Annotated in this window: 9 protein-coding genes and 3 pseudogenes; 3 read left to right on the top strand and 9 right to left on the bottom strand. The window is 31.6% G+C overall.

The features are described 5' to 3' along the window. Positions 1–2 precede the first annotated feature (2 nt). The 8 genes and pseudogenes from J5E45_RS02845 to rbfA all read right to left on the bottom strand — a co-directional run. Positions 3–1,715 (bottom strand): annotated as a pseudogene (locus J5E45_RS02845) (DNA translocase FtsK); the annotation flags it as partial. A 72-nt stretch (positions 1,716–1,787) separates the two neighbouring features. Further along, a pseudogene (locus tag J5E45_RS14515) lies at positions 1,788–2,465 on the bottom strand (cell division protein FtsK); the annotation flags it as partial. 303 nt (positions 2,466–2,768) lie between these two features. Further along, positions 2,769–4,442: a ribonuclease J2 gene (gene rnjB / locus J5E45_RS02850; protein ID WP_208181555.1), complete on the bottom strand. Its 1,674-nt coding sequence runs from the start codon at positions 4,440–4,442 to the stop codon at positions 2,769–2,771. A gap of 413 nt (positions 4,443–4,855) precedes the next feature. Further along, positions 4,856–6,949, bottom strand: a complete 2,094-nt coding sequence (gene pnp / locus J5E45_RS02855; protein WP_101050761.1) for a polyribonucleotide nucleotidyltransferase — start codon at positions 6,947–6,949, stop codon at positions 4,856–4,858. A gap of 342 nt (positions 6,950–7,291) precedes the next feature. Further along, positions 7,292–7,561, bottom strand: a complete 270-nt coding sequence (gene rpsO, locus J5E45_RS02860; RefSeq protein WP_039066740.1) for a 30S ribosomal protein S15 — start codon at positions 7,559–7,561, stop codon at positions 7,292–7,294. A gap of 102 nt (positions 7,562–7,663) precedes the next feature. Then, positions 7,664–8,635, bottom strand: a complete 972-nt coding sequence (gene ribF, locus J5E45_RS02865) for a riboflavin biosynthesis protein RibF (protein ID WP_039066741.1) — start codon at positions 8,633–8,635, stop codon at positions 7,664–7,666. A 13-nt stretch (positions 8,636–8,648) separates the two neighbouring features. Then, complete coding sequence (truB, locus tag J5E45_RS02870) at positions 8,649–9,566, bottom strand: tRNA pseudouridine(55) synthase TruB (RefSeq protein WP_069793420.1); 918 nt, start codon at positions 9,564–9,566, stop codon at positions 8,649–8,651. Positions 9,567–9,827: 261 nt separating this feature from the next. Further along, positions 9,828–10,172 (bottom strand): 30S ribosome-binding factor RbfA, encoded by a 345-nt coding sequence (rbfA, locus tag J5E45_RS02875; protein WP_017724307.1) that lies wholly within the window; start codon positions 10,170–10,172, stop codon positions 9,828–9,830. Between the two features lie 613 nt (positions 10,173–10,785). Between rbfA and J5E45_RS02880 the strand changes: the two genes are divergently transcribed. The 3 genes and pseudogenes from J5E45_RS02880 to J5E45_RS14310 all read left to right on the top strand — a co-directional run. Further along, a complete protein-coding gene (locus tag J5E45_RS02880) occupies positions 10,786–11,367 on the top strand; it encodes an HTH domain-containing protein (protein ID WP_237282760.1) in 582 nt (193 codons plus the stop codon). 65 nt (positions 11,368–11,432) lie between these two features. Next, entirely contained in the window at positions 11,433–11,657 is a 225-nt protein-coding gene (locus tag J5E45_RS14305) for a hypothetical protein (RefSeq protein WP_237282761.1), read from the top strand. A gap of 375 nt (positions 11,658–12,032) precedes the next feature. Then, positions 12,033–12,326: pseudogene (locus tag J5E45_RS14310) on the top strand (transposase); the annotation flags it as partial. Positions 12,327–12,694: 368 nt separating this feature from the next. On the opposite strand, the gene J5E45_RS02885 reads toward J5E45_RS14310, so the two are convergent. Further along, the gene (locus J5E45_RS02885; protein WP_208181556.1) at positions 12,695–13,693 is read right to left on the bottom strand and encodes a hypothetical protein; all 999 of its coding nucleotides are present in this window, start codon (positions 13,691–13,693) and stop codon (positions 12,695–12,697) included. Positions 13,694–13,768 lie beyond the last annotated feature (75 nt).

Genomic DNA, 13,768 nt, shown 5'->3' on the forward strand with positions numbered 1-13,768 from the left:
ATTTACACCTCATCACTATCAATATCCACTAAAATTTGTCTAGGTTTACTACCCTTTTGTGGTCCAATAACTTGATTACGTTCTAAATCGTCCATTAATCTTGAAGCTCGATTATAACCAATTCTGAATTGTCTTTGTAATAAAGAAGTACTCGCTTTTTGTTGTTCTAAAACAAACAAATATGCTTCATCATAAAGCGCATCTTCACTTTTCATTTCTGATTTATCAACTGGTGCATCTGGTTCCATTTCTTTTACATAATTAGCTTTTTGTTGTTCTACGACATAATTCACGACATCTTGTACTTCTTGGTCACTTAAAAATGCGCCTTGTACACGCGTTCTAGTAGAACCACCATTAGCTACATATAGCATGTCGCCTTTACCTAACAATTTATCAGCACCGGCGCTGTCAATAATTGTACGAGAGTCGATTTGTGAGCTTACTGCAAAAGCTATTCTTGAAGGTATATTATTTTTAATTAATCCAGTAATGACATCTACAGAAGGTCTTTGAGTTGCAATAATTAAATGAATACCTGCCGCACGTGCCATTTGCGTAATACGTTGAATAGCGTTTTCTACTTCTTTACCAGCAACCATCATCAAGTCTGCTAACTCATCGACAATAACAACAATGTATGGTAGTTCTGATTGTTTTTCTTCTAATTCGGCATTTTGACGTCTAATTGCTTCATTATAACCTTCTATATTCCTAGTAGAAGAATGTTGGAATAAATCGTAACGACGTTCCATTTCAGCAACGACTTTTTCTAGTGCCTGTGATGCTTTGTGAGGATTAGTCACAACTGGTATCAGTAAATGAGGAATACCGTTGTATATGTTCAATTCTACCATTTTTGGGTCAATTAACATAAGTTTTACCTCATGTGGTTTAGCATTAAGTAAAATACTTGTAATTATACCGTTAATACAGACAGATTTACCACTTCCTGTAGACCCTGCAACAAGCATATGTGGCATTTTATTTAGTTCGACTGTTATAGGATCACCTGAAATATCTCTGCCTAAACCTACTTCTAATTTATTTTTAGCTGGGAATTTTTCATCTAAAACTTCTTTTAATGAAACAAGAGAAATCTTATCATTAGGGACCTCAATTCCAACAGCAGAACGGCCAGGTATCGGTGCTTCTATTCGAATGTCTTTGGCAGCAAGTGCAAGTGCAATATCATTATGCAAGTTAACAATTTTACTAACTTTAACCCCTTGTGCTGGTTGGATTTCATATTGTGTCACTGCTGGCCCTATTTTTATCTGTGTAACTCTCGCATCGACACCAAAGTTTTTAAGTGTTGTTTCCAATAGTTGTCCTTTTTTCTGAACTTCTGCTTTAGACGTAGCCTTTTGTTTCGCTGGTTGCTTAAGTAAAGTAAGAGGTGGTAAAGTATATGTTTCATTTTCTACTTCACCTGCTTCAGAAATTGAATTAATCGCTTCACCTTGTTCGCTTTGTTCAGAATCCATATCATCTATTTGTTGGTCTAGTGATGCCTGATTTAATTTAGTGTCTGGTTGTGTTGCTTTTTGTGCGAGATGCCCTTCTTGATCAAACATTCGCTTAGTGCGTTTGCCTATAGGCTTTTCTGAATTTTGCTTGTGGCCATCTTCACTATCACTATGACCGTATATAGGGATAGATAATTGTTGCTCAGATTTTGGCCTTGGTATTTCTTTTAAATCACTAACATCTGTAACATTTTCATCTGATTTTTGAGTTTCAGTTCTCGCTTGTTGTTCTGCCTGTTGTTCTGCTTTTTTCTCTGCTTTAACACGTGCTTTAGCTTCTTTCTTCACTTTATTCTGCTTGCGTCGTTCTTGGTAATTTTCGGAAGCATCTTTACTTTTAACTTTCACCTTTTCAAATAATAACTTAGATACGTCACGATGCTTTTGTTTTAATAACAAAATGATACTTGAAGCGATTAGTAGTATCGTTACAATAATAATACCTACAATAGAAATCAGGGGGATAAATAGTGCTAATAGGTAATGACCTATTAAACCGCCTCCAAATACAGGAAAATTAGAATGCTCATAAGATTTATATACAAAAGATAAAACTGGTTCACGTTGGGCTTGTACTTTATGTGAAAAGTAAAAGACAATATGACTAACTAATAGTAAGGCCAATTGTAATACAAATGCGCCAACAGTGCGCCTCGTTTTGGGCAACGCTTTATAATATGTAATAAAAACTGTACCTATTAAAATAAGAATATATGTTAAGAATCTACTTGTGCCAAATAAATAGTTGAAGAAACTATCTATCATCGTTCCAACAATACCAAGTTGAAAGATACCCAAGGTTACTATTACAAAAATGGCGATTGCCACAATATATCTTAATGGGCTATCCCCTTGTTTTTTCTTATTATTAGTTGTTTTCTTTCTTGTATTCGTAGGTTTTCTTTTTGTTGTTTGTTTCTTTTTTGTTTGTGCCAAGTTTACCACCTTCTTCTTCGACTGTGCTCAAAATTATTTTTATATTCACCCACTACTGTAAAAATAATTTTTTAATATTAGCAATAATAATAAATTTATTAATTGAATATATACAATTTTATGTATGCTTAAAATTTAACCCTTCCATCTATAATAACATAAAAGAGGTAAGACATATTACGCGTGTAGTCATTTCAAAGGGTGCGTGAATGTCATTTCACTTCAAAACATTCAATCGCAATTCACCTTACAAAATATTTACCTGAGCGCTTGTCTTAACCTCTTTGTTTAGTACAGAAATTATTAAATTTCAGAAATTACTGGAATAATCATTGGACGACGTTTTGTATTTTCAAATAAAAGTTTGCTAATTTGATCACGCATATTTTGCTTAATTTCAGACCATTCAATACGTTTCTCTTGTAATCCTAATTCAACGATTTCACGGACTTTTTCTTCAGCTTCATTTAATAAAACTTCACTTTCTCTAACATAAACGAAACCTCTAGATTGAATTTCTGGACCAGCTGCAATTCGTCTATTTTTAGGATCAAGTGTTACAACTGCGATAAAAATACCATCTTCAGCTAACAGGTGACGATCTCTTAGTACGATATTACCGACGTCGCCGACACCAATACCATCAATTAGTACATTACCCGAGTGAACTTTTTCATTTAAAATCATTTCTTCTCCATCGTAATTAACTACGTCGCCTTTTTCAACAAGGAAGATTTTTTCTGGTTGCACACCTGCTTCATTCGCTAATTTTGCGTGTGCAATCTGCATTTTAAATTCACCGTTAACCGGAATAAAATACTGAGGTTTCATAATGTTAATCATCATCTTCAATTCTTCCATACAACCATGACTTGAAGTGTGAATCTTTTTACTATTTGGGATAATTTCTGCACCAGCACGTACTAATTCGTTAAGCGTATTTCCGACAATCACTTCCATATTAGCAGAAGCAGTAATAGCTAAAAATACAGAATCTCCTGGTTCGATATTCATTATTTTGTGTTTTTTTTGAGCCATTTGGCTTAAAGCTTCTACTGGCTCACCTTGCATACCAGTAGCAATAATAATAACTTCATTTTTAGGATAATTTTCAACTTCATTTATTGGGATTAATAAGTCTTTTGATATATCAAAGTACCCCATTTTTCTAGCAATATTAAAAGAACTTTCCAATGAACGACCTAAGAATGATACTTTTCTATTTAATCTTTGTGCAAGATTTAAAACTTGCTGAATACGGATAAAATTAGATGCGTAGCAAGACACAATCAATCTACCTTTCACTTTTGTAAAGGCGTCATACATGTGCGATTCAATCACATTTTCAGGTGTATTATATCCAGGTTTTTCTGCTTCAGTTGAATCGCTAATTAATGCAAATACACCTGCCTCACCAATTTCAGTCATTTTCTTTAAGTCTGGCGCATAATGACCTTGTAAACTTTGGTCAAATTTAAATTCACCTGTATATACAATTGCCCCATAAGAAGTATGAATGCATACACCTAAACTATCTGGAATACTGTGTGTTGTATCAAAGAATGTTACATTGACACCTTTGAAACGCATGATAGATTCATTATTAACGGTATAATATCTAACTTTTTTATTAATATTACGTGCTTTCATATTTTCTTTAATTAAAGCAATTGTAAGTTTCGATCCATAAACTGGTGCATCAACTTGTTCTAATACATAAGTAACAGCACCAATTGCGTGTTCATGTCCATGTGTTAAAAAGATCCCTTTTAATTTATCTTTGTTCTCAATAACATATTGAATATCTGGTATAACGATATCTACACCTAACATCTCATCTTCTGGGAACATTAAGCCAGCGTCAAGCATGAACATTTCGTCATCTACTTCGACGATATACATATTTTTCGCTATTTCTCCAACTCCGCCGAGTGGAATGATGCGAATATCTTTATTATTTTTCTTTATTAAACTCAAAATGTTACCTCCTATTTAAATTCCCGTCCATATATAAACTCATAATTTATTATAAGTTAAAATAGGCTTTATGTACACTATTAAAGTAATATCTGGTAAAGGTTAAACACTTATAAATGTAATCGTTATTACATTTTCTTAAATTATTTGTATTTGAAATCAAGCTGAAATTTCAAAATAGTCTAAAATATTTATAGAAAATTACATATTGCATATCAATAATTTTATAGTATTTAAATTTTATGTATAATTTTATCTTTACGATATAAATAATTGACTTTTATATAATAAAAAAGAAACTAGTTTATACTGATTAAGCATGCTTTTACAATAGAATTAACGGCATTCTACTATAAAAGCATAAACCAATGACTAGCCTCTAATTAAAAATTCAATGTATTAAGATTTTGATTTTACAACAAAGCTTTATGCGAAGCATTAACGCGTCCTTGTTTATCAATTTCAGTTACTTTTATTTTAAATGTGTCTCCAACTTTCAACACATCTTCTACTTTTTCAATGCGTTCATTAGCAATTTGTGAAATGTGAACAAGCGCATCTTTACCTGGGAACAATTCAACGAAAGCGCCATATTTCTCAATACGTTTTACTTTTCCTTCGTATACTTGGCCAACTTCTGCTTCACGCGTGATATCTTCTATAATATTACGCGCGCGATCAATCGCATCTTTATCAACTGCGCCAATGAATATTGTACCATCTTGTTCAATATCTAATTTAACACCCGTTTCATCAATAATTTCATTGATTTTTTTACCGCCAGGCCCAATTACATCTCTAATTTTTTCTGGTTTAATCGTCATAGTTACTACTTTTGGTGCAAATGCACTTAATTCATTACGTGGTGTATCGATCGTTTGTAACATATGATCCAGAATTGCAAGACGACCAACGCGTGCTTGCTCTAAAGCTTCTTTAATAATTTCTTTTGTTAAACCGTCAATTTTGATATCCATTTGAATAGCAGTAATACCTTCAGATGTTCCGGCAACTTTAAAGTCCATATCGCCTAATGCATCTTCCATACCTTGAATATCAGTTAAGATTGTATAACTATCATCACGTGTAACTAGTCCCATCGCAATACCTGCTACTGGTGCTTTAATAGGTACACCTGCATCCATTAATGCTAATGTAGAACCGCAAATTGATGCTTGTGACGAAGAACCATTTGATTCTAAAACTTCACTTACAATTCTAACAGTATAAGGAAAATCTTTTACATCAGGAATAATATGGCTAAGCGCACGCTCTCCTAAAGCACCGTGTCCGATTTCACGACGTCCTGGAGAACGTACTGGACCAGTTTCACCTACTGAATAGTTAGGGAAATTATAATGATGCATAAAGCGTTTTTGTTCTTCTTCGCCTAAACCATCTAGAATTTGATATTCGCTCATTGAGCCTAACGTTAATACTGAAAGTGCTTGTGTTTGACCACGTGTAAATAATCCCGAACCATGAGCTCTTGGTAATACACCAACTTCTGATTCAAGCGGACGAATTTCATCCGTTTTACGGCCATCTGGTCTTATTTTTTCATCTGCAATTAATCTTCTTACTTCTTCTTTAACTAAATCGTTCAAAATGCTATTAACTTCTTTAATTAAAGCTTCATTGTCAGCATCACTTTCATCGATAAATTCAGCTGCAACTTTTTCTTTTAAATTATCTAAGTTAATATCACGTTGTTGTTTATCAAATGTTAAAACAGCATTTTTCAAACCATTTGCTTCTGTCAATTGAGTAACTTTTTCTACAAGTGACTCATCTTTTTCAACCGGAACGAACGGTTTCTTCTCAGGTTGGATATGATCTACAATTTCTTGTTGGAAATTAACTAAGCGTTGAATCTCACTGTGTCCAAAGAAAATAGCATCTAACATTTCACTTTCAGTTATCTCACTAGCACCGGCTTCAACCATATTTACAGCGTCTTTATGACCAGCAACTTCTAAATCTAAACGTGATACTTCCTTTTGTGCAACTGTTGGATTGATAATATATTCTCCATCAATATAACCAACATTCACGCCAGCAATTGGTCCTTGGAACGGAATATCAGAAACGCTCAATGCCATTGATGAACCTATCATTGCCGCCATTTCAGGTGAACAATCAGGATCTGCACTTAATACAGTATTCATGATTTGTACGTCATATTTATACCCTTTAGGGAATAATGGACGAATTGGTCTATCGATTAAACGCGCAGTTAAAGTTGCTTCATCACTTGGTCGACCTTCGCGTTTTTTGAATCCTCCTGGAATTTTACCAGCAGCATACATTTTTTCTTCATAATTAACCATTAATGGGAAGAAGTCACCATCACGTGGTTCTTTTGAAGCGACCGCAGTAGATAAGACTACTGTATCACCATAACGAACGAGTACAGCACCATTGGCTTGTTTAGCAAGTTGACCAGTTTCAATCGTCAATGATCTGTTTGCCCATTCCGTTTTAAAAACTTTTTTCTCTTGAGACATTACAAATCTCCTCTCATATATCTAATAGTACTATCATATCATTTCTTAGAAAATTTTTATATTAGTATATTGTTTTTTAAAAATGCTCATTTCAAATTATAAAAAAGGAGCAGGACAGAAATCTAATAATTTTAATAAGATTTCATTATCCCACCCCAAGTAAAGATGAGTAGAAGAAACATTTAAATCGTTATATAAATCTTACTCGTATTATAATTTAAGTCTTATACATTAGCAGTAGTAGGTTTTATAAGTGCTTTTTCAAATCTATCAATACCTATATCAAAGTTGAGGCTGAGACATGTAATTATGCCCCAGCCTCTATCAATATACGCCTTATAATTAACGACGGATACCTAATGATTTAATTAATTCACGGTAACGTTGAACATCTTTGTCACGTAAATAGTTAAGTAAGTGTCTACGACGACCTACCATTTTTAATAATCCACGACGTGAATGATGATCTTTTTTGTGCTCACGTAAGTGTTGATTTAATGCAGTGATTTCTGCAGTTAATACAGCGATTTGAACTTCTGGAGAACCAGTGTCCGCTTCGTGTGTACGATATTCTTTAATTAATTCATTTTTACGCTCTTGTGAAATTGCCATTGTCAATTTCCTCCTTTAATTTTATTCGCCTTTATCCGAGCAAATCGTCGGAGTTTCGAAGTGCCAAGGTAAAGGTGCTAAAATGTGTAATACACATTCGACTTAAATATTATATGATACTTCGTCACCAAAATCAACCGATAACAAGTATTTCGCTTTTTCTTTATCTTTATTCATTTGTTCCACTAACGGGTCAATACCATCAAATTTAATTTCAGGTCTTAAATAATGATGCCAAAATACGGTAACACGTTCACCATAAATATTTTCACCAAAATCAAATAAATTTACTTCGATTACGACTTGAGCTTTAGAAGGGTCGTGAAATGTTGGTTTTACCCCTACATTAGCAACTCCTCTATAAATCTGCTTATCCGCACCTATTTCCATGCTAACTGCATAAACACCATTCTTAGGCAATACGTAATCACCGCTTGGTTGCACATTTGCTGTTGGAAAACCTATTGTTCTTCCTCGTTTTTCGCCTTGCACAACTGTACCTTTAATACGATAGCGATAGCCTAATTCATCATTAGCTTTTTGTAACTCTCCAGTTTTCAATGATTTTCTTATATCAGTAGTAGAAATTTTTTCAGAATTAATTTCTTGTTTGCTTACAACTGTCGAATTAAATTCAGTCATTTCATCTAGGATCATCATATTTCCTTTGCCATATTTTCCAAAAGTAAAATCAAAACCTGCGATGACTTCTTTAACGTGATTCTTTATAATATAATCTTGTATAAAATCCTCAGCACTTACTTCTGCAAATTTAGATGAAAAGTTAATGACAATACAATAGTCAATATCATATGATTCTAAAATTTCTATTTTATCTTGAATCGGCGTTAAATAATCAGTCCGTTTTAGTTTAGGATTTAATACGACTGAAGGATGTGGATCAAATGTCATCACTGCTTTTTTTAAATTCGCAGCTTCTGCTTTTTGATTTAAAATATCAAATACTTTTGCATGGCCTTTATGCATACCATCAAAAAATCCAAAAGCCATAGCAACATCTTCTGTTATATATTGTTCTTCTTGAATTGGATGAGTTACTTCTATCACTTTCATGCGTATTTCTCCTTTAGTTAAACACCTTTTTAGGTTTAATTTCATCTTGTTTTTCTGGATGAGGTTCATAAATTGCTATTACTTTTTGTGTGTCCTCATCTACCATTGTAACCATATCGTCTATATTTTGCTGGAACATCGTTTTTTCAAATTTTTGTCCATTCAAAATTTTAGCTTTGATATTTTCTTCTGAAATTATAATTTGTGGTAAACCTTTCAAACCATATTCTATAGGAAATAACTTTTCTTGTAATGATTCATGCTCATGTAATTCCACTATTTCATTTAAAGTCAAACTATCTTTAATGTCAAATCCACCACTCTGTGTACGCGTTAATTTTGACATATGCGCAGGGAATTGTAATGCGCTGCCAATATCTGTTGCAAGCGTTCGTATATATGTACCTTTACCACATCCTACAATTATATCAAATTGACAGTGTTTATCTTCAAAACGTAATTCGGATGTGCGCTTAATTTTATATACGTGTACCTGACGTTCAGGTCGCTCAACTTCTTCGTTATTTCTAGCATATTCATATAATTTCTTACCATTTATTTTTACCGAGGAATACATTGGTGGTATTTGAGTAATTACTCCTTCAAATTGTTTGAGAATCAAGTCAACATTTTCTGCAGTAATTTCACCAGGTAATATATATTTTTGCTCTATCACATCACCAGTTTGATCTTCAGTAGTAGTTGTACTACCCAAACTTACTGTTGCTTCATAAGTTTTACCCATTTCCATTATGTAGTCACTAACTTTTGTCGCAGCCCCTATACATATTGGTAACACACCAGAAACTTCAGGATCTAAAGTGCCAGTGTGCCCTACTTTTTTAGTTTTCAATATTTTTCTTAATTTAAAAACCACATCATGACTCGTCAATCCTCGATCTTTAAATACAGGTAATATACCATTATACATTCTTATTTCACCTTCAAAGTCTGATTTTTAAAGCTCTAATCTCATATTAACATGTAATTGTTAATAATAAGTTATGTAAAAAGGAGCGGGACAGAAATCAAAACTAAATTTGATTTCGTATTCCCGCCCCCACAATTTTGTCAAATCAACTAAATAAATTAATTTAATTATAATTTAGAAGAAATTCGGCAATTGCGCAAGTTATATATTACAGCATGAACATTATAAGTTATATGAATGTCTTAACTGTTTTTCGATAAATTAATCCTTTTTATGCAAATCTTGAATCATTCGTTCAATTTTATTACCATAATCGATTGATTCATCATATTCGAAATTTAACTCAGGGATAATTCTAAGTCTCATTCTCGAACCAAGCTCAGATTTAATAAAACCTTTTGCTTTTTCTAGACCTTTGAATGTATCTGCTTTTTGCTTTTCATTTCCTAGTACAGTTAGATAAACTGTTGCAATAGATAAATCATTAGTTAATTGAACCTCTGTAATTGTTAGGAATCCAATTCTTGGATCTTTAACTTTATTATTAGCGATATCCATGATTTCTTGTTTCATTTGTTCGCCTACGCGTTCCGCTCTCATATTCATTAAGTTTCACCTCTCATTGTTTATCAGTCCGTTAATCTTTCCCTTACTTACAGATTATATGACAGTTTATTTCATAACGTCAAACAAATTTCACTTATTCGAAGTTTAAAATAATATATTGCATATAGCTAGGATTGTTAAAAGGATAAATTGCATAGTATTAATAAAATACAAATATCTTATGACAGTTGAGCATTATTTTATTCCCTAACTGTTAAATTATGTAATAATTTTTCATAAAAACGCTATAAATTTCATTTTGAGTTGCCTAACTGTTATAAATTTTTGCTTTAGTGTTAATTTTAATGCAATAAGATATGTTATTATGTATTCCCTTACTATTTATGTGATTTAAAAATAAAATATTACACATTTCATAATTTATAATGGTATACTTCTAAGGAGTGAGACAGTGGCAACATATTTTCAAAAGTATATTATCGCCCTCCCCCATATTTATATCTAAGATTAACCAACAAGCGCACAAATACATTAGCACCATTAACTTAAATTAGTAGATTAATTCATGATGAATTATACTTAAGTGACACTTTAACGGTCGAAACATTTTAATGACCCGGCCTTATTTTCAATATAATAGGAGCGTATATTATTGGAGAAACCAGAACGGCTTTTGTACATTTATACACGATTTTTAAATGGAAAAGCATTAAATAAAGAAGCACTGGCACAACGACTCAATGTAAATGTAAGATCTATCCAAAGAGATATAAGTGATATAAACAATTTTTTATATGAAGATCAAGAATGGCATGGTCTAGAAGGGCAGATTGTATACGATAACGCCTTAGAAAAGCACCGTTTAAAAATTGATAGGTATAAATTCAAAAATAATAGACTACTTAATTTAATTTTTAGAATGAAAAATTTTACCCCTATAATACACGAAGATACATATAATCTCATAAGAGGTTTAAATGCCAATTCGAATTTAGCAGAAAAACTATTATCTAATAAAATGTTAAGCCAATTCAATATCCACCGTGAACTTAGTGAATCAACCTTAATCTTCAGAATACAATTAGCGATTGAAAACAGTCATAAAATTTCTGTTCAATTACAAGATACACAAATTACAGGTATCATTCCTATATACACAAGGTATTTTTCTGATAAATATTGGTTTACTTACTTAGCTAACGGAAAAGTTAATACTCTCATTTATCTGTTGTAAGAGAAGTTGAACAACTTAATGATGTTTATGACCAATCTGTATTCGAAAATATTAATAGTGTGACTATGCTCATTCAAGATTATATTTGGCCTAAAATTAAGCATCAGTTTATCATAGTAAATACCAAATCTGTAGATAATGGACGAATTGTAGATATTATTATTTCAAAAGAAGAAAGCATGCATATTGCTTATGAACATCCTAACCAAATCACTTTACTAAAGCCCCAACACTATGTTGACGATTTCAAAATGATTATAAAATCTTTGTTCAACACTTACAATATTTAAATTAGTTATTGAAAAATAGTTTAGCTAAATAGCTTTACTCTTAGATTTTAGTATTGGCGTGCTATTGATTCAGTAAAAAACTGTTTCGCTTTATTTTGACGCTTATAAAATGGCATAGGTTTTGCTAACTTCTCAAATAAAACTTAAAATAACCATATATACATGTCGATTGATTGTTTCTTTTTATTTAATTGTGAAGTTTTAAATAACTTAAAGATGGGAAAAGTCAGAGACAAAAATTTCTATTCTCAAAATAAAGGACTCACTCGTATTAACGAACCCCATCTTTCAAATAGAAATTAAAAAACAAAATATTTATGGCTACTTTATACTTATGATATAAGGATAGCCATTTTTAATGTAATTCGTTCTTTATTAAAAATTATATGTATGAAATTTCATTTGAAAACAAACAAAAAACTTAATGAAGAATTATAATTGCGAATATTTCAAATTTCAAATTAATCAACAGCTTTCTGAACCATAAAGTAAAAAATCTACAATCAAAGAAAAATTGATATAGAATTAATTTGGGGTTTATAAAAGCTATTTTAGGTTGGACTCGTATGTCAGTTCGAGGAATAAACAAGGTAGAAGTTCGCCTTAATTGTACTATATGTAAGAAAGATGATAGCTCAACACGCTATAAATTTTTATAAAACTAAATAAACGTCAATTTCTATAGAGATTGACGTTTATTATTTAGGCAGAGATATAAATATCTCTGCCTTACTCATTATATTAGCAATAGCTAAAACTTTCACTTCTTCGAAGACCCACCACTTATTAATTTATGAAGTTAATGGCTTTATGCATGCACTACAGCTCAGTAAAACTTTTTATCTCTATCGAGCTTAATCATCTTTGTGAAATAGAACAAATAAACCTTTTTAACTGAATTAGATTTCTGTCCCACTCTTTATACCAATGCTTTATATTTAAACAGCTAGATAACGAGGCTAAATCACTATATTTTATGATGGTATTTATTGATTTTTAATATTAACTTATTTTCCTTAAGAGCCTTGCCTAATTTATTAATGTTGATTCTCCAATGTATATTGCAATGATTTTACTTTTTCGTGGAAATCGGAATACCCATTTTCACGTGCTGCTTTTTGTTCTTGGTTCCATTTATAGTATTCGATTTTACTAAGCTCTTGTTTTTTCTTAATACGCATACGTTGTTCTCTATAACTTAGCACATTACATACTGTAAGGTGACGATTTTGTTTTGATGATAGTACGAATAAATGATCAATTAAATACTGACATAATTCACTATCTGCAAAATTCTTAAATATAGAAATATATAGTTCTTCTTCACTAACGATATAAATGCGAGGCTTATCGTCTTTCAACATTTTAATTAATAACTCAAAGTTTTTAACTTGAGATGGAAGTTGATGGTTAAATGATAAAAAATCTTTAGGTATACCCGCAGAATGTCCAGTTTGATATGGAAAGAAATTGATAACCATAACTCTGTTAGGATCGATATTAAATTGTTTTAATGTAGACGCATTACTATATAAATATTTTACAAACCATCTATGTCTATCTATATAAGGTAAAAATAGTTTTTTTCCATTAAATGATAACTTACCTTGGATATCTAAGAATATTCTCTGTCTATATTCAATAGCCTCATCATCAGTCAGATTACGTTCGTATGTTTTGAAATCATTTTCTGGCTGCTTTTTTAATATAACTATATCGGCAATTTCTGGATTCCCAAAATATGGTCTTGCTATTGCTGGGTTTAAATCTGCATTTTCAAATGTAACTCTTTGTCTATTTTTATTTAAAGTAACTTTGCCGTTCGCAAAATCTATCATTTTTTTAAACCTTGGAATGTCAGTAAAATTATCTCCAAAATGTTCTTGAAAATATGCATAATCCATAGGATGTAAAAACGCTGTTGTATCATTTTTTTTTATAATCGCCTTTAATGTTGATTCGTCATAAATAGAGTTATACTGACTAAAATATTGTTCCCAAAATTCATTTATATCTTTTAAATATTTACTCATCATTTATAACCTCCTATTCAACTTAATTCTAATTAAAAGCATAGACAACTATTGTCAGCCCTCTCAAAAGAGTGAATA

Origin of the sequence: Staphylococcus shinii (assembly GCF_017583065.1) — a bacterium.
Lineage (GTDB): Bacteria > Bacillota > Bacilli > Staphylococcales > Staphylococcaceae > Staphylococcus > Staphylococcus shinii.